Annotated in this window: 16 protein-coding genes; 8 read left to right on the top strand and 8 right to left on the bottom strand. The window is 30.1% G+C overall.

Translation table 11 applies throughout. The features are described from left to right. Positions 1 to 50 precede the first annotated feature (50 nt). The 3 genes from ACH5TX_RS03680 to uvrB all read left to right on the top strand — a co-directional run bounded on the left by ACH5TX_RS03680 (position 51) and on the right by uvrB (position 9,821). Entirely contained in the window at positions 51 to 2,693 is a 2,643-nt protein-coding gene (locus tag ACH5TX_RS03680) for a T9SS type B sorting domain-containing protein (RefSeq protein ID WP_439338191.1), read from the top strand. Between the two features lie 129 nt (positions 2,694 to 2,822). Beyond that, positions 2,823 to 7,790, top strand: a complete 4,968-nt coding sequence (locus ACH5TX_RS03675; protein ID WP_439338190.1) for an FIDD domain-containing protein — start codon at positions 2,823 to 2,825, stop codon at positions 7,788 to 7,790. 27 nt (positions 7,791 to 7,817) lie between these two features. Continuing rightward, a complete protein-coding gene (gene uvrB / locus ACH5TX_RS03670; protein WP_439338189.1) occupies positions 7,818 to 9,821 on the top strand; it encodes an excinuclease ABC subunit UvrB in 2,004 nt (667 codons plus the stop codon). A gap of 81 nt (positions 9,822 to 9,902) precedes the next feature. Here the strand turns inward: uvrB and ACH5TX_RS03665 are convergent, their stop codons facing one another. Beyond that, positions 9,903 to 10,316, bottom strand: coding sequence for a TerB family tellurite resistance protein (locus tag ACH5TX_RS03665; RefSeq protein ID WP_439338188.1), 414 nt, complete (start codon positions 10,314 to 10,316; stop codon positions 9,903 to 9,905). Between the two features lie 370 nt (positions 10,317 to 10,686). Here ACH5TX_RS03665 and ACH5TX_RS03660 point away from each other — a divergent pair, with 370 nt between their 5' ends. Further along, complete coding sequence (locus tag ACH5TX_RS03660) at positions 10,687 to 10,932, top strand: DUF1456 family protein (RefSeq protein WP_439338187.1); 246 nt, start codon at positions 10,687 to 10,689, stop codon at positions 10,930 to 10,932. A 36-nt stretch (positions 10,933 to 10,968) separates the two neighbouring features. Here ACH5TX_RS03660 and ACH5TX_RS03655 read toward each other — a convergent pair whose 3' ends face one another. Beyond that, the gene (locus ACH5TX_RS03655) at positions 10,969 to 11,319 is read right to left on the bottom strand and encodes a hypothetical protein (RefSeq protein WP_439338186.1); all 351 of its coding nucleotides are present in this window, start codon (positions 11,317 to 11,319) and stop codon (positions 10,969 to 10,971) included. Positions 11,320 to 11,466: 147 nt separating this feature from the next. Then, entirely contained in the window at positions 11,467 to 12,657 is a 1,191-nt protein-coding gene (sucC, locus tag ACH5TX_RS03650; protein WP_439335105.1) for an ADP-forming succinate--CoA ligase subunit beta, read from the bottom strand. Between the two features lie 200 nt (positions 12,658 to 12,857). Between sucC and lysA the strand changes: the two genes are divergently transcribed. Continuing rightward, the gene (lysA, locus tag ACH5TX_RS03645; protein WP_439338185.1) at positions 12,858 to 14,093 is read left to right on the top strand and encodes a diaminopimelate decarboxylase; all 1,236 of its coding nucleotides are present in this window, start codon (positions 12,858 to 12,860) and stop codon (positions 14,091 to 14,093) included. 77 nt (positions 14,094 to 14,170) lie between these two features. On the opposite strand, the gene ACH5TX_RS03640 is transcribed toward lysA, so the two are convergent. Next, the gene (locus ACH5TX_RS03640; protein ID WP_439338184.1) at positions 14,171 to 15,508 is read right to left on the bottom strand and encodes a hypothetical protein; all 1,338 of its coding nucleotides are present in this window, start codon (positions 15,506 to 15,508) and stop codon (positions 14,171 to 14,173) included. A 289-nt stretch (positions 15,509 to 15,797) separates the two neighbouring features. Here ACH5TX_RS03640 and ACH5TX_RS03635 point away from each other — a divergent pair, with 289 nt between their 5' ends. Further along, positions 15,798 to 16,724 (top strand): sterol desaturase family protein, encoded by a 927-nt coding sequence (locus tag ACH5TX_RS03635; RefSeq protein WP_439338183.1) that lies wholly within the window; start codon positions 15,798 to 15,800, stop codon positions 16,722 to 16,724. An 86-nt stretch (positions 16,725 to 16,810) separates the two neighbouring features. After that, a complete protein-coding gene (locus tag ACH5TX_RS03630; protein ID WP_439338182.1) occupies positions 16,811 to 17,992 on the top strand; it encodes an acetyltransferase domain-containing protein in 1,182 nt (393 codons plus the stop codon). Between the two features lie 49 nt (positions 17,993 to 18,041). Here the strand turns inward: ACH5TX_RS03630 and ACH5TX_RS03625 are convergent, their stop codons facing one another. Genes ACH5TX_RS03625 through ACH5TX_RS03615 form a run of 3 tightly spaced genes read right to left on the bottom strand, consistent with a single transcriptional unit; the run spans position 18,042 to position 20,720 of the window. Next, positions 18,042 to 19,262: an acyloxyacyl hydrolase gene (locus ACH5TX_RS03625; RefSeq protein ID WP_439338181.1), complete on the bottom strand. Its 1,221-nt coding sequence runs from the start codon at positions 19,260 to 19,262 to the stop codon at positions 18,042 to 18,044. A gap of 18 nt (positions 19,263 to 19,280) precedes the next feature. Continuing rightward, positions 19,281 to 19,844, bottom strand: coding sequence for a DinB family protein (locus ACH5TX_RS03620; protein WP_439338180.1), 564 nt, complete (start codon positions 19,842 to 19,844; stop codon positions 19,281 to 19,283). A 24-nt stretch (positions 19,845 to 19,868) separates the two neighbouring features. Further along, positions 19,869 to 20,720, bottom strand: a complete 852-nt coding sequence (locus ACH5TX_RS03615) for a PPK2 family polyphosphate kinase (RefSeq protein WP_439338179.1) — start codon at positions 20,718 to 20,720, stop codon at positions 19,869 to 19,871. 127 nt (positions 20,721 to 20,847) lie between these two features. On the opposite strand from ACH5TX_RS03615, the gene ACH5TX_RS03610 reads away from it, so the two are divergent. Then, a complete protein-coding gene (locus ACH5TX_RS03610) occupies positions 20,848 to 21,363 on the top strand; it encodes a flavodoxin family protein (protein WP_439338178.1) in 516 nt (171 codons plus the stop codon). 47 nt (positions 21,364 to 21,410) lie between these two features. On the opposite strand, the gene ACH5TX_RS03605 is transcribed toward ACH5TX_RS03610, so the two are convergent. Then, on the bottom strand, positions 21,411 to 22,574 hold the full coding sequence (locus ACH5TX_RS03605) for a sigma-54-dependent transcriptional regulator (RefSeq protein ID WP_439338177.1): 1,164 nt from the start codon (positions 22,572 to 22,574) through the stop codon (positions 21,411 to 21,413). Positions 22,575 to 22,578 lie beyond the last annotated feature (4 nt).

Here is a 22,578-nt window from a genome sequence, read left to right as displayed (position 1 = left end):
GTATGAAGAAAATATTTTATCTTATTATCATATTATTTCCCATAATATTAATGGGACAAAAGCAAGCTGCGAATTGGTATTTTGGTTTAGGCGCTGGCTTAAATTTTAATACAGAACCACCTACAGTACTTAACAATAGTAAGCTTTTTACTTTTGAAGGTTGCGCAACAATTTCTAATAAAAAAGGAAAACTTCTTTTTTATACAGACGGAATAACTGTTTATAACAAATTACACAGGCAAATGTCAAATGGCTATGGTTTATTTGGAGATTCTTCTAGCTCACAATCTGCTATAATAGTACCAAAACCAGATAACGAAGATATTTATTACATATTTACTGTTGGATCTGCATTAAACGGTAGAGGTTTAAACTATTCCATAGTAGATATGACATTAGATGATGGAAATGGTGATATTATTTCAGACAAAAAGAATATTCCGCTTTTACATAATGCCTCAGAAAAAATCACCGCAGTTAAACATTTAGACGGTGAATCAATTTGGATTATTACCTTTAACAATAGCACTGCGTATTCCTACAAGGTTAGCACAACCGGGGTAAGTCGTAAATCAGTTAAATCTGAGATAAGAGAATTTATTGACGATACTAGAGGTTATCTAAAAGCATCTCCTAATGGTGAATATTTAGCTATGGCAAATGTTAATAATGATTCATTTCTATTACCATTCTTTGCTGGATCTGGAAAAGTTTTTCCCGGACTGAAATTAGAATTTGAAAGCGATACAGAAAAGGCATATGGTATGGAGTTTTCCGCAGAAAGTCAAAAACTTTATGTAGACACATATACGGAAATTACTTCTGACGATGAAACTACAAAATTTAATAGATTTTTATATCAATTTGACTTGAACGCTCCTAATATTCAAAATTCAAGGATTTTAATTGATTCGAGAAAAGACTTTTACAGAGGAGCCCTACAGCTAGCTATAAATGGAAAAATATATAGAGCACTTTCTAGTGAATATGAAGTTGGATCAGAATATCTAGGAGTCATTCATAAACCCGAGTTAAAAGGTAATTCATCTAATTATCAACATAATGCTGTTAACATAAACTCTAGTTTTAAAACAGCACTTTCAACTCAAGGCCTACCTCCTTTTATCCAATCGTTATTTTTCTTTACTATAAATGTAAAAAACCCATGTATTAATAAAGTTGCTGAATTTTCATTAAATACAATTGAAGAAAATTATTCAGTTATTTGGGATTTTGGAGATAAAACTACTTCAACAGAAATAAACCCGAGTCATCAATACACTTCAGCAGGTTCTTATTTCGTCTCTGCAAATATGAAATTAGAAAATGGAGATACTAAAACAATCAGTAAGATAATACAAATTTTTGATGTCCCTAACTTAATCTCAGGAATAACACTTGAACAGTGTGATAATGATAATGATGGTATAGGAAACTTTAACCTAAATGAAGTTTATGATTTAGTGATTAATAGTACTGAAGAATATACAATAAATTTTTATGAGTCCCTAAAGGATATTGATACTGAAAATACAATAGATACTAGTATACCTTTTCAAAATTTAAATTCTAATCCACAAGAATTATGGCTCAAAGCTACTAACGAAATTGGGTGTAGTGAAATTGCTAATTTTTACATTTACGCTAATAATGCTAATTTAGGACCTATTGATAATTTTGTAGTTTGTGATTATAACGATGGTGTTGAAGATGATGGTTTTGGTTTGTTTAATTTAGTAAATAAAGAAATAGATATAAGAAATCAATTCAGTTTAGATTCTAGTATAAAAATAGCATTTTATTTAACTGAACTTGAGGCTGAATTAGAAAGTAATCCTATTGAAGATGAAGAACTTATTTCTCAAAACAAAATTATATGGGTAAGAGCTGAATCTGAAAACCAAGAATGCAAAGGTATTGAGAGTTTACAATTAATTGTTAATAAATTACCTAACCCTAATTTAAATAGAGAATATTATATATGTTTAAACAAAATTAATATTCCTGTACAAATTACGGCTAATTCTATCTATGATTCTTATGAATGGAGAAACGAAGACACAGATGTGATTTTTGAAACAAATCAATTAGTAAACATTTATAATATTGGAAATTACAGCCTTACTTCTTCTTATACTGAAAATGGAATACAATGTTTTAGAAAAGAGTTATTTTCTGTGAAACCCTCTAACATTGCTACAATTGAACAACCTATTAAAGTTATAGATGCCACTCAGAACAACATCATTACTGTTCTAGTTTCTGGAGAAGGCACCTACGAATATCAATTACTTAACGAAGACAATACAACTGTATTCGTTCCTTATCAAGAAAGTAATGTATTTGATAATGTAGCCCCTGGTATTTATACCGTATGGGTAAAAGATGTAAAAAATGATTGTGGTACTGTTACAGATAAAGTTTCTGTTATTGGTTTCCCTAAAGTTTTTACTCCAAATGGAGATGGCTATAATGATACTTGGCAAGTAACAGGTGTATCTAACATGTTTCAACCTAACACTAAAATACTTATATACAATAGGTTAGGTAAATTACTAAAAGAGTTATCCCCTTTAGGTAAAGGTTGGAATGGCTTATTTAATGGCGAAGTTTTACCATCCGATGACTATTGGTTTTATGTTACCTTACAAGATGGTAGAATATTTAAAAATCATTTCTCTTTAAAACATTGAATATAAAAGATAATATCAAAACCAATTAATACGCATTTCATCCTATTTTTTTTGCGTTTCATCTAAATATTATCTATTTTTCGCAAATATTTAAATTAATCACTCATCTTTTTTACCCAAATAAAAAAATTGAAAAAGAACCTACATATCTTAATTTTCACCCTCCTACTATCTTGTGGTTATACATACATGTTTTCTCAACAAATAACTGTTGACAACACAGTTGATTTACAGCCACTTATAGAAAATAATTTAGTTGATGGATGCGTGAATATTTCGAATATTGAATCATCTGTTAATGGAATACCTCATGGATTACCAAGTTATGGCTACTTTCAGCGTGCAAGCTCAAATTTCCCTTTTGAAAGTGGTATCATACTAACAACTGGAAATGCCGTTTCTGCCGGAAATGGACTAATAACTTCTGAATTAAGTGAAGGTTCTACAATATGGGGGACAGATCCTGACTTAGAAGTTGCTCTCGGAACAACTAATACATTAAACGCAACATCTATTGAGTTTGATATTGTATCAATATCTAGCCAATTTCAATTTAATTACCTCTTTGCATCAGAAGACTATGATGGTCAAAATCCATGTAATATATCTGATGGTTTTGTATTTTTAATAAAAGAAACAGGAAGTACTGATGCCTATCAAAACATAGCTTTAGTGCCAGGTACTTCAATCCCTGTAAATACAAGTAATGTACATCCAAATTTAGGCGGGAATTGTATTGCTCAAAACGAACAATATTTTGACGGCTATAATACTGGAGATACTAACTATATTGGACGAACAACGGTTTTAACTGCTACAACAACAATTACCCCGAACGTATCTTATCATATTAAATTAATTATTGCAGATCAAACAGATGGAACTTTTGACTCAGCCGTATTTATTGAAGGAGACAGTTTTAAAATTTTAAATCTAGGTGAAGACATTGAAACCTGTGCTAGTTCTGCGCTTTTAGATGCCGATATTCAAAACCCTTTAGCAACATATGAGTGGTTTTTAAATGGAAGTACAACTCCTATTTCTGGGGAGACTAATCCAACACTCAGTGCTATACAAAGCGGTACCTATACTGTTGAAGTCACAGTACCTTTAAATGGAAACAGTTGTACCGAAACTGATGAAATTGTAGTTACTTTAAATACAGAAGAAACAATTCCTCCTATAACCGATTATGAATTATGTGATAACATTGGCGGTAATGGTACTGGAATTATTTTCGACCTTTCTACAAAAGATGTAGAACTTGATTCCAACATTAACACCGTCTTTTCAAATTACACATTTGGCTATTATCTATCTGATAATGATGCAAGAAACAATAATAATGAAATAACAACACCAATTACTAATACTTTTAATCCACAACCCATTTATGTTCGAGTTGAAGACTTAGATACTAATTGTTTTGGGTATACAAGTTTTAATTTGGTTGCAAACCAAATACCTAATATTAATACACCTACTCCATTAGAAGTTTGCGATAATGACGACTCCCCAGATGGCTTTACCGTAATATACTTAACAGAAAAAGATGATGAAATAACTGGAAGCGACCCTAACTTAAACGTTACCTATCATTACAACTCAACAGATGCTAACACTGGTGACAACCCAATACCTGCTGCTTATATAAATATAAATACGCCAACAGATTTAGTTTACGTTAGAGTATTCAACTTGCAAACAGGTTGTTTTACCACAACAACTCTTGACGTAAACATTACAACAAGCCCTATTATAAATAGAGACACACAATATTTAGATGCCTGTGATCTTGATTTAGATGGTTCTGATAATTTTAATTTACAAGATGCTATAAATGATATTTTAGACGGCTTACCTAGTTCTGGAGTCAGCATTACATTTCATGAAAACTATGATGACGCAGATACTGGAGATAATGCTATTGCAGATGAAACCAATTATCAATATAGTAATCCTATCACAGAACCTGGTTATGCAACTATTTATGTTAGAGTTGAAGACAATACTACTGGGTGCGCATCCATTGTTCCCCTTGAAATTCATACTAATTTGCTACTAACTGGAACCGATACAAGTCAATATGCAATATGTGATACAAATGATGATAAAAATGACACTTTAAAATTTGACCTTAACACAATTCAAAGTTACATACTAAGAGATTTAATATTAGACAATTTTTTAGACCCTATTTCTATTAGTTTCTTCGAAACACCTGAACAGCGAGATTCAAATGCTAACCCAATACCAAAAAATATTTTATATGAAGCAACAAGTCCTAAAGTATTATATATTAGATTAGAAAACACAGTTACTGGATGCTTTCAATTAGAAGATATCAATCTTTTAGTCAATCCTGTTTTATTATTCACACCTTTAAGCCCAGTTTCTTATTGTGATACCGATGATGATGGTATTGTTAGTATAGATTTACATTCTTTAGATAATGAAATAACAAATGGTAACCCTGACTTTGAAGTAACTTACTTTGTATCAACAACAGATGCTGAAAACAACGAAAATCAACTCCCTCCTTTCTTCCCTAATACCAAACCAATAGAAGATTTAGTAGCTCGTATAACAAATATTGATACAGGTTGCCATACTGAAAACCCATTCCAAATTAAAATTTTAGTAGCTCCTGCTGCAAATCAACCAGCTCCTATCATAATTTGTGATAATGATCAAGATGGATTTTCTATTATAAATCTTGAAGATAAAATTTCAGAAGTTGTTCCTAATACAACAGATTTAAACATAGCTTTCTTTACTACATTTAACGATGCTGATGCCGGTAGTAATCCCATTCCTCAAAATGAATTATCTTCATATAATGCAAATACTCAAACAATCTATATAAGAGTAGAAAGCTCTCTTAGTAACAGCAATGGATGTTATAACATTGTAGAGTTGGAAATAATAGTTAACACCTTACCAATTATTCCTACTATTAGCAATTTTCAAATTTGTCAATCTGGTGGTAGTAGTACAGCCGATTTTTTATTAGCTAATAAAGATGCTGAAATTTTAAACGGACAAACAGGCAAAGAGGTTTACTATTTTGAAGATGCTGCTTTTTCAATACCTATTGACAAAAACACAAGTTACCAAAATACTTCAAGCCCGCAAACTATATATGTAAGAGTAGAAAATATAACAGATACTTCATGTTTTAATACATCATCATTTATTATACAAGTAACACCAGACCCCATATATACAAAGCCAGAGCCTTTCGTTATTTGTGATGACATTAGTAATGATGAAATTGAAGTTTTTGATTTAAATGAAAAAACCACTGAAATAAATCAAGGAGCCAATGAAACATTAAATGTTACATATTACAAAACTCGTACTGAAGCTGAAAATAATATAGGTGCTTTACCTACAAATTATACAAATGATGAAAATCCACAAACCCTTTTTATTAGAATTGAAAGCGCCGATTCTTTCTGTTTTGTTATAGAACAATTAGAATTAATTATAGTTCCTGCACCTAATATTACAGAAGTAACAACGCCTATAACATCATGTGATATAGATTATGATGGCAGTACTACTTTTAATTTAGAAGATGCCGATTTTCAAATTTTAGACAGAATACAAACAAACTTAATAATTAACTATTTTGAAAATTATAGTGATATTAATCAAGAAGATGCATTAGATAATACCAATGAAATTCCAAATCCACAAAATTTTATTTCAGATTCCAAAACAGTTTACATAAAAGTAACTAATACTTTATCAGAATGTTTTAGTATCATTCCTCTAGAACTTGTTGTTAATTTACCACCAGAAACTAATAATTTAGAAACTATTTCAATTTGCGATAATGATACTGACACCTACGATTTATCGGAAGTAGATGCAATGATTGTAGATGATTCTAGTCTTGTAAACATTTCTTATCATAACACACCAAATGATGCTGAAAATAATTTACTTCCTATAGGTAACATGTTCAATTACACAACAAGTAGTCATACCATTTTTGCTAGAGTGTCAGATATAAATACAGGATGCCCAATAGTAACACCCTTTGACTTACAAATAAATCCAAACCCGACAGCAATTGCTCCTCCTATAACGGCAACTGAAAAATGTGATGATGATTATGATGACTTATTGGCTTTCAATTTAACGCAATCAAGCGAGCTAAGTAATGCTATAAGAGGAGGTCTAAATGCTTCAACATATTCTGTATCCTATTATGACGATATAGATAAAGCAGAAAACAAAGATGAAGACACTTTAAATAACGGTCATCTTTCTGAAGATGGAGATGTTATATTCGCACGACTAGAAAACACATCTACAGGATGTTATAGCACAACACAATTTACTGTTACCATACTCCCTTTACCTATTATTAATCTTGAGGATGTAGAAATTATTTGTTTAGACGACTTGCCTCGTATAATAAATGCTGACACAGGAAATCCAGAAGATACTTATTATTGGTTTAACGCAACAACAAACCGAACTGAAACAACTCCAGAAATAACTTTAAACATTTCCGATGCTAATGACACTTGGTCTTTAACAATTACAAGGCCTTCGACTGGATGTAATGAGACAAAATCCTTTCAAGTTATGCAATCTGTTCAAGCAACTATTGATTTTACAACAACTGTAGATTTTTCAGATCCTAATAGCATTACAGTTGGAGTTAACACCGGTAGCATTGGCAACTATGTATATATATTAGATGACGGTGAACCTCAAAATTCTAACTTTTTTAATAACGTTAGCATAGGACCGCATGTAGTAACAGTTAGAGATTTAAACGGTTGTGAAGATGTAAGTCAAGATGTTGTAGTAATAGATGTTCCAAAATTTGTAACACCAAATGGAGATGGATATTTTGATACTTGGCATATCACTGGAGTCAACCAACTTACAGGAACGGTAATTTTTATATACAACAGACACGGTAAATTACTAAAAACATTACCTCATACTTCAACAGGATGGGACGGAACCTATAATGGGGAAAATATGCCTTCAGATGACTATTGGTATGTAGGAGATATTTTTTATAAAGGAACAGAATTTCAAATGAAAGGACACTTCGCTTTAAAAAGATAACCCATATATTTTGTGTAATTTTGCAATATGCAATTCAAAATTGAATCCGAATTTAATCCTACTGGTGATCAACCACAAGCTATAAAAAAGCTTGTAGCTGGTATTAACTCTAATGAAACCTACCAAACGCTTTTAGGTGTTACTGGCTCTGGAAAAACATTTACTGTTGCCAATGTTATAGAAGAAGTACAAAAACCAACTTTGGTTTTAGCACACAACAAAACCTTAGCCGCTCAGCTATATTCAGAATTCAAACAGTTTTTCCCTAATAACGCAGTTGAATACTTCGTTTCTTATTACGATTATTATCAACCAGAAGCTTATATTCCTGTTTCTGGCGTTTATATAGAAAAAGATTTATCGATCAATGAAGAAATAGAAAAAATGCGTTTAAGTGCCACTTCTGCCCTTCTTTCTGGTCGTAGAGACGTGTTAGTTATTGCATCTGTTTCTTGTATTTATGGTATTGGAAACCCTGTGGAATTTCAGAAAAACGTAGTCAGTTTAAAACGCGATCAAGAAATTTCGAGAACTAAATTATTACATCAACTTGTACAAAGTTTATATTCTAGAACCGAAGCCGATTTTAAACATGGAAACTTCAGAATAAAAGGAGATACTGTAGATATTTTTCCTAGTTATGCCGATGATGCTTTTCGTATTCATTTTTTTGGTGATGAAATAGAAGAAATAGAATCCTTTAATATTCAAACTAACGAAGTTGTTGAAAAATACGATCAAATAACAATCTATCCAGCAAATATGTTTGTTACATCTCCAGATGTATTACAAGGAGCTATCAAAGAAATTCAAGACGATTTAGTAAAACAACATGATTATTTTAAAGAAATAGGAAAACATCTTGAAGCAAAACGTTTAAAAGAGCGTACCGAATTCGATTTAGAAATGATTCGTGAATTAGGCTATTGTTCGGGTATTGAAAACTATTCACGCTATTTAGATAGAAGACAACCTGGAACACGTCCGTTTTGTTTATTAGATTACTTTCCTGATGATTATTTAATGGTAGTTGATGAAAGTCACGTAACAGTTTCACAAGTACATGCTATGTATGGTGGCGATAGAAGTAGAAAAGAAAACCTAGTAGAATACGGTTTTAGACTTCCTGCAGCTATGGATAATAGACCTTTAAAATTTGAAGAATTTGAAGCTATCCAAAACCAAGTCATTTATGTAAGCGCAACACCAGCAGATTACGAATTACAAAAAACTGATGGTGTTTATGTAGAACAAGTTATTCGTCCTACAGGTTTATTAGACCCTATTATTGAAGTACGCCCAAGCTTAAATCAAATTGATGATTTAATTGAAGAAATTCAGCAACGTGTTGAAAAAGATGAAAGAACACTTGTAACAACACTTACGAAACGTATGGCTGAAGAATTGACAAAATATTTAGACAGAATTCAAATTCGTTGTCGTTATATACATAGTGATGTTGATACACTAGAACGTGTTGAAATTATGCAAGATTTACGTAAAGGCTTGTTTGATGTTTTAGTAGGTGTTAATTTATTACGTGAAGGATTAGATTTACCTGAGGTCTCTCTAGTAGCTATTTTAGATGCCGATAAAGAAGGTTTTTTACGTTCGGCACGTTCACTAACACAAACAGTAGGTAGGGCTGCTAGAAACCTAAATGGGAAAGCCATTATGTATGCTGATAAAATAACCAAAAGCATGCAAAAAACAATTGACGAAACTGAATATAGAAGAGAAAAACAAATTGCTTATAATACGAAACACAATTTAAAACCTAAAGCCTTAAATAAAAGTTTAGATAATGCTTTAACTAAAAACTCAGTTAGTACATATAGCTATGAGCTTGAAGCCTTAAAAGCTGCAGAACCAGAAAGCGAATACTTAAGTAAACCTGAGTTAGAAAATAAAATTAAAGAAAAACGGAAGCTTATGGAAGCGGCCGCAAAAGCATTAGACTTTATTATAGCTGCAAAACTGAGAGACGAAATTAAAAGTTATCAAGAAAAACTAGAAAAGCTAAAAGTATAAACTTTTAGCTTTAATTTTTGTTCTCCTAATCTATTTCTATTAGGACAAAACAACACTTAAATTTGATAATAGCTGTATGTTTTAATTATATTGAGTTTTAAATATGTCTATCAATACATCTGGTGGTACAATTTTATTAGGAAAACTCTCCATCAAGTATAACACCTTGGTTATAGCCTCATGGCTTAGTCCCATTCGTAAGCCAAAATTGTATAATTTTATAACTCCCTTAGAATTATTTTCTTCTTCAGTTCCTTGTTCTATATTCATTAATAACACCAATCTATGAAACTGAACAATACGTTCACTATGAGATTTTAAATGTGTATATGTAACAGGGTTCTCTATTAAATACTCAAAATCTTCACGCGTTATTTCTAATTGTTTGGCAACTCCTAACAAAAAATTATATTCTAAATTCCTTATATCTTTATCATACTTAGCAAAGGCTATCATTTCAGATAAAAGACTTAATTTTTCTACTCTATTAACCATTTCTTAAGGTATTACTATTAATAATATAAAGTTACACAGAACGGTCTTTTAATAATCGTAGATATAACGCAACTTATCGAAAAGTAAATAGTAGTTTATCGGCATTTTTATTTGTTTTATCAATAATACTTATTTTTTAAACTAACAAAAATGCATTTCATCTTTTTACCAACCTTAAAAAAAGCCAAACAAACAAATATCAATGTATTGATTTACAGTGTGTTATATTATTTTTACTAAATTAATAGCATCATTAATTTAAACCAATAATTAAGGTATATTTGCAAAAAGTAAAAAAACGCTAAAATCAAACATACCTTGAATCAAAATCGATGAAATGCAATCGATTTAAAATCTAAAACATACTGACATGACAAATAATGATATTTTAAAAAAACTTAGAGTTGCTTTAAAACTTAGAGATGATGATATTGTAAAAATTTTAGAGCTTGTAGACTTTAGAATATCTAAAAGCGAACTTGGTGCTTTTTTCAGGAAAGAAGATCATCCTAAATATATGGAATGTGGAGACCAAATTTTACGAAATTTTTTAAACGGCTTAGTCATTCACTTAAGAGGCCCAATGCCAAAAAAAGACAAAAAAAAAACCTCTTAATAATTAAATTAAGAGGTTTTTTGTGTATTTATTAGATTAATTTATCATGAAAAAACGAACTGGTAACAAATATTTTTTACCAGGCTTTACTTCTTTAAATGTAACCTTATAATAATTCAATTTGCCTTTTATAAAATCTTCAACTTCTTCTGAACCTGAATCTACAGACAAAACAACTATTTCATTCTCGTTATTTATTGTAAAAACTACTTTAGCTACTGTTTCTTTTTCTACAAGAAAATAATTATTACTTAATAACTTTACTATCTCCTTAGAAATAGACGTTTCATTTGTTTTTTTTGTTTCTGGATTTACAGGGTTGTTTGCAAAAATCATGTTGGAACATACTAAAATAGCAGTTAGCAATAATAATTTGATTGTTTTCATAGTTTTGGGTTTTTAATTTTTCCTTTTTTTTAAATTGAATTACTTTTTTAATTTGAGTCAAAATTATTCAATAAAAAAGAGTAGTGCTTTACACTGCTCTTATCAAAACTATACTATAATATTAACAATTCTTACAAATTGTTAAGCCTATGCTAACACTTGTTGTACTTTATCAGCAGCTTCTTGAAACTCTGTAGCACTCATAACATCCAATCCTGAATTATCAATTAATTCTTTTGCAATATCTGCATTGGTTCCTTGTAAACGTACAATAATTGGTACATTTATAGTTCCCATATTTTTATATGCATCAATAACACCTTGGGCCACACGATCGCAACGTACAATACCACCAAAAATATTTATTAAAATAGCTTTAACTGCTGGATCTTTTAATATAATTTGAAATGCTGCTTCAACACGAGCTGCATCAGCAGTACCACCAACATCTAAAAAGTTAGCTGGTTCTCCACCTGCTTGTTTAATTAAATCCATGGTTGCCATTGCTAAACCAGCACCATTAACCATACACCCAACATTACCATCTAAGTCTACATAATTTAAACCTAGTTCTCCTGCTTCAACTTCAATAGCACTTTCTTCACGTATATCACGTAAATCTACGTAATCTTTATGTCTGTAAAGCGCATTATCATCAATAGTCACCTTAGCATCAACAGCCATTATTTTATTATCACTTGTTTTTAAAACAGGATTAATTTCAAATAAAGACGAATCTGATTTTACATAAGCAGTATAAAGATTAGTAACAAACTTTGTCATTTCTTTAAAAGCTAATCCAGATAACCCTAAATTAAAAGCTACACGTCTTGCTTGAAATGGCATTAAACCAACAGCAGGATCTACTTCTTCTGTAAATATTAAATGAGGTGTTTCTTCAGCAACTGTTTCAATATCCATTCCACCTTCTGTAGAATACATAATCATATTACGTCCTGTTCCTCTATTTAATAAAACAGAAACATAAAACTCACTTGTTTCACTTTCTCCTGGATAATAAACATCCTCAGCAACTAAAACTTGGTGTACACGCTTTCCTTCTGCCGAAGTTTGAGGCGTTACTAAGTCCATTCCTATTATTTGTCCTGCAATCTCTTCTACTTCTTGTAAGTTTTTAGCAAGCTTTACACCGCCTCCTTTACCACGTCCACCTGCATGTACTTGCGCTTTAATAACGTGCCAGCTTGTACCTGTTTCAGATGTTAGTTGTTTTGCAGCTGCTACAGCTTCTTGAGCATTTTGAGCAACAATACCACGCTGGATACGTACACCAAAACTGCTTAATATTTGTTTTCCTTGATATTCGTGTAAATTCATAATTTGCTTAATATTTTAAGTAGAGCAAATGTAAATAATAGCACTTAATTAATCTAATTTATTTTTATTAAGAATATTAACAACTTAGATAAATCATTTGTAATGTTATATAATTAACAAAATGTTTAATTTGTATAATTTTTTACTTATTTATTTTTTATACGAACTAAAAAAATATCTTTGTCGAAAATTTGGAAACTATGTTAGAAAGTCAATTGCTTAAAATTGCCGAAGATTTTGGAAGTCCTGTTTATGTATACGATGCTAATAAAATAGAAGCACAGTATAATAGATTAACAAATGCTTTTAAAAATGTAAAAAAACTTAAACTCAATTATGCTGTTAAGGCATTATCTAATATATCTATATTAAAGTTATTTAAATCATTAGGATCTGGAATAGATACGGTTTCTATTCAAGAAGTACAACTAGGTTTAGCTGCTGGTTTTTTGCCAGAACAAATTATTTTCACACCAAATGGTGTTTCATTATCTGAAATTGAAGAAGCTGCTAAATTAGGTGTAAAAATTAATATTGATAATTTAGCTATACTAGAACAATTTGGGACAAAACACCCTAAAGTTCCGGTATGTATTCGTATTAATCCACATGTTATGGCTGGTGGGAATGCAAATATTTCTGTTGGGCATATTGATTCTAAATTCGGAATTTCAATTCATCAAATACCACATATTCTTCGTATAGTTGAGAATACTAAAATGACTATTAATGGTATTCACATGCATACTGGTAGTGATATTTTAGATATTGAAGTATTTTTATATGCTAGTGAAATTTTATTTGAAACAGCTAAACAATTTAAAAACTTAGACTTTATTGATTTTGGTTCTGGTTTTAAAGTACCTTACAAGCCTGGTGATATTGAAACTAATATTGAAGAATTAGGAAAAAAGTTATCAAAAAGATTTAACGAATTCTGCAAAGAATACGGTAAAGAGCTTACACTTGCTTTTGAACCTGGTAAATTTTTAGTTAGCGAATCTGGTTGCTTTTTAACCAAAGTTAATGCTGTAAAACAAACAACATCAACAGTATTTGCTCAAGTTGATTCTGGTTTTAATCATTTAATTCGTCCAATGTTTTACGGTTCACACCATGAAATTTCAAACATTTCTAACACAAAAGGACGCGAACGCTTTTATACTGTAGTAGGTTATATTTGCGAAACAGATACTTTTGGAAATAACCGTCGTATCAATGAAATTAATGAAGGGGATGTATTATGTTTTAAAAATGCTGGAGCTTATTGTTTTTCTATGGCTAGTAATTATAACTCTCGCTATCGTCCTGCCGAAGTATTATGGTATAATGAGAAAGCACATCTAATTAGAAAAAGAGAAACTTTTGAAGATATAATAAACAATCAAATAGAAGTAGATTTTTCTACTAAAAAAGAAAAGGTTTTAGTTAAATAATCTCTTCTTAAAATTAATTACAAAAAATGTCCAATAGAAATATTGGACATTTTTTATTTAAAATATTTTTAATTAAACTAAATCTTCAAGCCTGAAAGTTTATAAATACTAACTCCTTTAGTAGAAGCTATAACTAAATCTTCACCACTTATTGCAACGCCATTAACAGAATCTCCTTCTCCAAAATCAACATGAGAAAAATTGTTTTTTAGTTTGTTTCTCTTATAATCATATTCCATTAAATAAAAACCAGCTCCACCAGCTGCTACATAAAATACACCACTATCAAACACAAATGAATTTACAACATCATCAGGCGCATTAGCATCTAAAATTTCTTCTTTTATTTGCTGTATAAGAAATGCCGTTTTATTATCAGAACTATCTGTTCTAATATTAAAAACACCAATTCCATCAACTCCTAAACTAACAGCTAACCAGTCTTTAGTTATAGCTGTTACACTATATTTTGCTTCAACATTAATATTATTAAAAGTACCTAAACTTACAGCATAACTAAAAGACATAATATCTGTTTCTTTAGATATATCATAATAGAATGCTTGCAACTCTTTTGTGTCATTATTAAAGGCTAAAGCCACAAATTTATATTCATCATCATTTAATTCAACAGATGTATCTAAAATAAATAAGCCTTCAGTTTCTGTAGAATTATTATCTATTATTGTATTTGTTTGTTCGTTAAATGCATAAATAACGCCAGAGTTTCCTCCTCCAGCACCTGTTATAACACCTTCTATTGTTTTTATGCTTCTCAATTTATTTCCAAAAATAGAATGAAATATATCTTCTTCTTTTAAACTAAGAACATCTGTATCTTCATTATAATTTAGTTGATATTGCCCTAAAAATGAAGGGTGATCTCCTCCATAATAAACCTGAGCATCAAAACCGCCTCCTAACAATAAATGACTATCATCTGAAAAATCGACAGCATCAACATCTCTATCTGGTAAAATCAATGTTCCTTCTAGACTAGCCGACCCACGTTTTGGAACGCTTATAACATCTACAGCTCCAGAATAAGGCTCACCAACAAGACTATAAGATGCAGCTACTCTCCTATTCTTAACAGCAACATGATTTGCATTAAGCAAAACATCTTGTCCTTTATATTTAACATACAAAGGATCTACAATTGCTTTTAACTTTAACCTCATACCATTTGTCTTTGAAGTAGTAGAAGTCTTTGAAGTTTCTCCATTAATAGAATTAATCATAATATCTTGATCAAACTCAGATAAACGCTCATCATCCTTAGTTACTTCTATACCACAATCTTCACAAATTAAATCTTCTGATGTTTGCTTTTCATCAATAATATTTTCAGAATCTTTTTCACAAGACACTATTAATACCATTAAAACACTAAATAATAATGTAATTTTTTTCATTGTATTGTCGATTTAGGGTTTATTAACAACACGCAATAATACCTAAAAAAACTACAAAAGGCTAGATATTAATCAAAAAAACAGCATTTTATCTAACTAAAATGCGTTTTATCGATGTTTTATTTGTCATAAAATAGTTATAGTAAAAAAACTATTAAATTATGATAGATATATTTCTAACAAAAAAATAAAATACATCAACTATTTTTTAATTTATTTTTTAAAAAGCTTAATCCAGTTGTTTTACGAGTAAAATCGAGTTATTTTTGGAAATAACTTAAATTTATAAATGGACTTCACTAACCCTTTAGTATACGGTGTACCTTGTTTTCTTGGTCTCATCTTGCTTGAATTAACATACAGTAAAAATAAAAAAGACAAAAAAGATCTGTACAATTGGAAAGACCTAGCTGCTAGTCTTACCATGGGTATTGGTTCTGCTATTCTTGCTCCACTAACAAAAACAATAGCTGCTATAGTCTTATTTGAGTATGTATATGAAATTTTTAACCCAGAAATTAATGGAGTCCGCACGAACATTATGGGTTGGGAATCTTTTGGATATGCATGGTACATTTGGGTTATTTGTCAAATACTAGATGATTTTAGTTATTATTGGTTTCATAGAGAAAATCATAATGTACGTTTTCTTTGGGCTGCTCACATAGTACATCACTCATCTGATAATTTTAACTTAGGTACAGCCGTTAGAAATGGTTGGTTTACTATTTTTTACAAGCCTTTTTTCTATATGTGGATTCCAGCTATAGGTTTCCCCCCAGAAATGTTAGTAGTTTGTTTAGGTATTGAAGCTTTATGGCAATTTCAACTCCATTGTGTGTTTATTCCTAAAATGGGATTTATTGAAAAATTCATGAATACACATACCATGCACCAAGTACATCATGCCCAAAATATTGAATATATGGATAAAAACCATGGTGGCTTCTTAAATATTTTTGACAAAATTTTTGGAACTTGGAAAGAACTAGATGAAACTATTGATATAAAATACGGCGTTACACATGCTCCAGATTCATACAACCCTCTTGTAATATTAACACATGAATATAAAGACATTTGGAATGATATGAAAAAATCTAAAAACTGGTATCATAAATTCATGTATGCTTTTGCTGCTCCTGGTTGGAGTCATGATGGTAGTACACTTACCATTAAGCAACAACAAAAGCTAACAAAATCTCAAAACAACTAATAAAATTTGATAAACTAATTTGTTTTTTTTAAAGTTATTTGATTATTTTAGATTCGCCTCAAGTTGTTAATTTATAATTAAAACTTATGCTTATCAAAACTAATCGAGTTGAATCTATAGACATTTTAAGAGGTCTTGTTATGGTAATAATGGCACTAGACCATACAAGAGATTATTTCCATTATGGAGCTTTTTTTACCGACCCAACAAATTTAGAAACGACAACACCTTTTTTGTTCTTCACAAGATTTATCACGCATTATTGTGCGCCAGTATTTGTGTTTTTAGCAGGTACTTCGGCTTTTTTATATGGTAATAAAAAAACTAGAAATGAGCTTTTTAAATTTTTGCTAACCCGAGGTATTTGGCTAATTCTATTAGAAATTGTGGTAAACAATCTTATTTGGAAATTCGATTTAAGCTATAGTCGCATTATTCTTCAAGTAATTTGGGCGATTGGATTTAGTATGATTACTCTATCCTTTTTAATTTATTTACATAAAAAAGTATTATTAGCTATAGGTGTATTAATTGTTTTTGGACATAACACTTTAGATGGAATTGTTAGAAATAGTAATAACTTCATAGATAATATTTGGTATATATTACATCAACCTAATTTTATCCCTTTTGGAGAGAGTAACGATATTGGGGTGTTTTACCCTGTATTACCTTGGATAGGACTTATGGTTTTAGGTTACTGCTTAGGACAACTTTACACTAAAGAATTTGATGCAAAAATTAGAAAAAAATGGTTACTAATTATTGGTTTTACAGCTATTGCTTTATTCTTTATTCTTAGAAGTTTTAATATTTATGGAGATTTAATACCATGGTCTACTCAAGATACTACAAGCAAGACAATTATGTCGTTCTTTAAAGTTACAAAATACCCACCTTCGTTAGCGTATACATTAATAACAATGGGTCCTGCATTATTGTTTTTATATGGTATTGAATCTGTTAAAAATAAAATCACAGATTTCTTTTTAGTTTTTGGAAGGGTCCCCTTATTCTATTACTTTTTACATGTTTTAGTTATTCATGTATTTGCTATTATAGGCATATTAATTTTTGGAGGTAATTGGCAACATATGATTTTAACCAAAGATGTATTTGCTAATGCTAAGCTTATAGATTATGGTTATCCGTTATTTGTAGTTTACTTAGTTTGGATAAGTATTATAGCTCTTTTATATTTTCCAAGTAAAAAATATATGACTTACAAAACAAATAATAAAGACAAATGGTGGCTGAGTTATTTATAAAAAACATTCTTAAACCAATCGATTTTATTGATTTGTTAGCAAAAATGTATCAGAATGTTTTTCCTAATGTAAATTGAAGCGGAATAGCGACTCCAACATTTTTAGTAAAAATATTACCATTAGAATAATGCATAATTCTAAGTTCAAAATTATAGGTTCTATTTTCACCAAAAAAGACTCCTAAGCCCATAGTATCTTGATAGGTTATTAGAGGGCCAGAATCTAAACCATCTATCTGCTTTTTTGTTATAAAAGTGGGGCCAATTACCGAATAATTAGTATACATATCAAAGCCTTTTCTTCTTAAAAGATAAAAGCGTAAAACAGGAAAAACAGAAAAAGCATATACTTTTTCTTTATTTAATTGAGATTGAAAATATGTGGCACTAACTCCCCAGTCTAAAGAAAATGTTTTTTTAGACCTAAATGCTGTTTTTTGATAGGTTATTGAATATGCATCAGATGCTTTTACATCTCCTACCCAAAAAACAGGAATTCCAAAACTATCAAAATTTCCAACCTTAAGACTCATTCCAAAAAATTGATTTACTCCAAAACCAATAGCACTTGTACCATAACTTACTTGAATTATATTTTTAGGAAAGAAGTATGTTTTATTTTCTTCATACTCTAAAGCTTTCTCTTTTGGCACTTGTTGTAAATGATATTCAAATCCAACAGAAGCTTGTGAAATAGAAGGCTGATTATATTTTTTTGTTTTTGGTAAAAAAGTACCATTTAAAGAAAGTCTCCATTTATCATTTAATTTATAATTTGCTCCTAACCCATAAATTAAACTTCCAAAATGAGCGTCATCATAAATAACTTCATCGTTTATAGAAAAACCAATACGAGTAGCATTTGCAATACCTGCTTCTGCAAAGAGAGAAAGTTTATTATTTAAATTAAAACTTTTCTTTAAAGATAAAGACCAAACATTTATCCAAACACTCCTTTCATAGCCAATATTATTAACATTATTATATATAAACCATGATGCAGGACGCATAACACCAAATTGAATAGCTAAATCTGGTTTAATTTTATATCCCAATAAAAACCTACCTGAAAACACATTTTTAGTAAAACTCTCGGTAGCAAAACCCTCTTTTAAATTAGCATTAGAAAAAGGATAAAAAACACCCCCTAAGTTTACACTAAAATATGATTTGGATAAAAAACTCGAAAGTTGAGCCTTCGACCTTTTTTCTTTTTGACCATAAAAATTTATTGTACTTAATAAGAAAAACAATAAAAAACATTTCTTCATTTAAACTTTTTTAAAAAACTATTTTTCTTTTAACTTTCCTTGAAAAACACTCACTTTAGAATTAAAAGGGTTTCCAGAAGCCCGACGTAGCATTACAACTTGTCCACAATGCCATAAAGCATCAGAAATAGGACCGTTTATAATGTTCCAAAAAGGCACTTCGGTTTCATCAAGTTTAAAAGGATCTTTAATGTTTCTTAAAATATCTGACACTGCTTTTAAATTGAGAAGTGTTTGCTTCCTCATGGCTTCAAAATTAAGTTCAGAAGTATTTGTATCCTTGTTATCGCTTAATACACTATTTCTAATAAACTTTGATAACCCGTAAATATGTTCAATTATTTCAGAAGATGATCTTCCTGTTTCACTTGGTTTGTATTCAAGATCTTTATCAAGCAAGCCTTCTGTTGCCCAATAAAATCTAAAACCTAATCCATCAATCATACTTGCAGCTACAGTATTTGCTGTATATATTTCAGAATAATCTGGAATCTCGTAATATGGTAATTCTTTATTTTGAGCATTTTGAGCATTCAAACTTAAAACTAATAAAAAACAAAAAAAACTAATACAAATTTTCATGTGACTGATTTAAAATAGAGAAAACTATTCGTTATTAAGTTGCTGTTTGTACAACTCTATATTAGCTTTTATATCATCATCAAGTTCCGGTTCTTGTATATCTGTGTATTGTTTTAATGTATCATAAATAGTTTTGGCAACCATATAACGAGCTGTAGGTTTATCGTCGGCAGGAATTGTATACCAAGGTGCATGCGGCTTTGAGGTTCTATTTATAGCATCTTCATAACATTCTTGATATTTATCCCAAAGCTTACGTTCTTTTAAATCGCCTGGTGAAAATTTCCAATTCTTTTCTTGCTTCTCTAAACGACGAAGTAATCTGTATTTTTGCTCTTCCTTTGATAGATTTAAAAAGAATTTTAAAATAATAGTACCGCTTTCGGCTATATGCTTTTCAAAATTATTTATTTGCTCAAAACGTTTATCCCAAAATTCTTCATTTATATCGTCAACAGAATTTACTGTTGGTATATTTTCGCCCATTATATACCCTGGATGTACACGAGTTACCAATACATTTTCATAGTGAGTTCTATTAAAAACAGCCACTTTTCCTCGAACAGGCAACGCAATATAGTGTCTCCACAAATAATCATGTTTTAACTCTAGCTCTGTTGGTACTTTAAAACTATGTACCTCAACTCCTCTAGCATTAAACTCTTTAAATACTTCGCGTATTAAACTGTCTTTACCAGAAGTATCCATGCCTTGTAAACAAATTAAAACAGCATATTTATTATGCGCATACATGGTATCTTGAAATTGTCCTAGCTTTTTTCTAACCTTTTTAAGTGCTTTTTCGGCATCTTCTATAACAACTTTTGTTTTAGAATCTTTTAGAGATATGTTTGAGGTTACTTTGTAATCGTTCATCTATAAAAATTTAATGGATTAAATATATAAAATGCAATCGATTTTAGCATGACTATTATTAATTGTTTCTATTTAAAACATTTAATTCCCTTATTATTAAACTGTTATTTTGTTAAAATTTTAAATTATGAAGAAAACCGTAATTATACAAGGAAGCTCTAGAAGTTATGGAAATACTCATAAGATTGTATCTTATTTCGTTACAAACAATAATATTGATATTATTGATTTGTCTACTAAAAACATAGGGCATTATGACTACGAATATAAAAATGAAAATGATGATTTTATTGACTTAATGACTCATATTATTGAATCTTATGACACCATAATATTTGCAACACCAGTTTATTGGTATAGCATGAGTGGTGTTTTAAAAGTGTTTTTTGATAGAATATCTGATTTATTGACAGTCCATAAAAATATTGGAAGAAAATTACGAGGTAAAAATATGGCTATGATAAGTTGTAGCAACTCAAATGATTTAATAGAAGGTTTTTCTATACCATTTATCGAGTCTGCCAATTATTTAGGTATGAATTATTTAGGAGACATTCATACTTACATTGAAAATAATGAAATTAATGATACTTTAAAACTTAGAATAGATAAATTTATTGAAATCTTAAAAAATGTGAAATAGACTTTTTTATTTCATCCAATGCTATTTATCTATTCTATAAATATTTTCTATTTTGAAGCAAACAATTTAACATCTTGCTCACTAACTTCGTTTCCACCTAATATTATTAATCTTTCAATAACATTACGAAGTTCTCTAATATTACCTGTCCAATCGTATGCTTGAAGTAATTTTATAGCTTTTTCTGAAAACGTCTTTTTTGCGGTTCCTTGTTCAGAAGCTATTTTTGCTGAAAAATGTTTTATCAATAAAGGAATATCGTCACGCCTATCATTTAAAGCTGGTACTTTAATTAAAATAACTGCCAATCTGTGATATAAATCTTCTCTAAAGCGTCCTTCTGCTATTTCTTTCTTTAAATTCTTATTGGTAGCTGCAACTATACGTACATCTACTTTAATATCTTTATCACTACCTACGCGTTGTATTTTACTTTCTTGTAATGCACGTAATACTTTTGCTTGTGCAGACAAACTCATATCACCTATTTCATCTAAAAAAATAGTTCCTTTATTTGCTGCTTCAAATTTCCCTGCTCTGTCTTTTGCTGCACTTGTAAAGGCTCCTTTTACATGACCGAATAATTCACTTTCTATTAATTCCGAAGGGATAGCAGCACAATTAACCTCAATCATATTAGCCTTTGCTCTGGCACTTTTTTCATGTAACCAATGCGCAACAAGCTCTTTACCTGTACCGTTTGGTCCTGTAATTAAAACACGAGCATCAGTTGGAGCTACCTTATCTATAATATCTTTTATTTGAGATATAGCATCACTTTCACCAATCATTTCGTATTTCTTACTTACTTTTTTCTTAAGAATTTTGTTTTCTACAACTAATTCTTTTCTATCTAAAGCATTACGAACAGTGTTTAACAAACGATTTAAATCTGGCGGTTTAGAGATATAATCAAAAGCTCCTAAACGCATTGTGTTTACTGCAGTATCTAAATCACCGTGTCCAGAAATCATAACAATTGGTATTTCTGGTTTTATTTTTTTGGTAGCTTCTAATACTTCAACACCATCCATTTTTGGCATTTTAATATCACAAAGTATTAAATCGAAATCTTCATTTTTTATTTTTTCAACACCAGATAATCCATCTTCTGCTTGATCTACTTGATAATTATCATTTTCTTCTGAAAGAATTTTAACTAATACTCTTCTAATAGCAGCTTCATCTTCTATTACTAATATCTTTTGCATATTT

Source organism: Thalassobellus citreus, assembly GCF_044385915.1.
Classification (GTDB): Bacteria; Bacteroidota; Bacteroidia; order Flavobacteriales; family Flavobacteriaceae; genus Thalassobellus; species Thalassobellus citreus.
This window is presented reverse-complemented; position numbering and strand designations above follow the sequence as displayed.

Coding starts and splice junctions, on each gene's coding strand:
- ACH5TX_RS03630 (WP_439338182.1), top strand. CDS start 16,811: ATGCTTATCAAAACTAATCGAGTTGAATCTATAGACATTTTAAGAGGT.
- ACH5TX_RS03625 (WP_439338181.1), bottom strand. CDS start 19,262: ATGAAGAAATGTTTTTTATTGTTTTTCTTATTAAGTACAATAAATTTT.
- ACH5TX_RS03660 (WP_439338187.1), top strand. CDS start 10,687: ATGACAAATAATGATATTTTAAAAAAACTTAGAGTTGCTTTAAAACTT.
- ACH5TX_RS03610 (WP_439338178.1), top strand. CDS start 20,848: ATGAAGAAAACCGTAATTATACAAGGAAGCTCTAGAAGTTATGGAAAT.
- ACH5TX_RS03620 (WP_439338180.1), bottom strand. CDS start 19,844: ATGAAAATTTGTATTAGTTTTTTTTGTTTTTTATTAGTTTTAAGTTTG.
- ACH5TX_RS03655 (WP_439338186.1), bottom strand. CDS start 11,319: ATGAAAACAATCAAATTATTATTGCTAACTGCTATTTTAGTATGTTCC.
- ACH5TX_RS03640 (WP_439338184.1), bottom strand. CDS start 15,508: ATGAAAAAAATTACATTATTATTTAGTGTTTTAATGGTATTAATAGTG.
- ACH5TX_RS03680 (WP_439338191.1), top strand. CDS start 51: ATGGGACAAAAGCAAGCTGCGAATTGGTATTTTGGTTTAGGCGCTGGC.
- ACH5TX_RS03635 (WP_439338183.1), top strand. CDS start 15,798: ATGGACTTCACTAACCCTTTAGTATACGGTGTACCTTGTTTTCTTGGT.
- uvrB (WP_439338189.1), top strand. CDS start 7,818: ATGCAATTCAAAATTGAATCCGAATTTAATCCTACTGGTGATCAACCA.
- ACH5TX_RS03665 (WP_439338188.1), bottom strand. CDS start 10,316: ATGGTTAATAGAGTAGAAAAATTAAGTCTTTTATCTGAAATGATAGCC.
- lysA (WP_439338185.1), top strand. CDS start 12,858: ATGTTAGAAAGTCAATTGCTTAAAATTGCCGAAGATTTTGGAAGTCCT.
- ACH5TX_RS03605 (WP_439338177.1), bottom strand. CDS start 22,574: ATGCAAAAGATATTAGTAATAGAAGATGAAGCTGCTATTAGAAGAGTA.
- sucC (WP_439335105.1), bottom strand. CDS start 12,657: ATGAATTTACACGAATATCAAGGAAAACAAATATTAAGCAGTTTTGGT.
- ACH5TX_RS03615 (WP_439338179.1), bottom strand. CDS start 20,720: ATGAACGATTACAAAGTAACCTCAAACATATCTCTAAAAGATTCTAAA.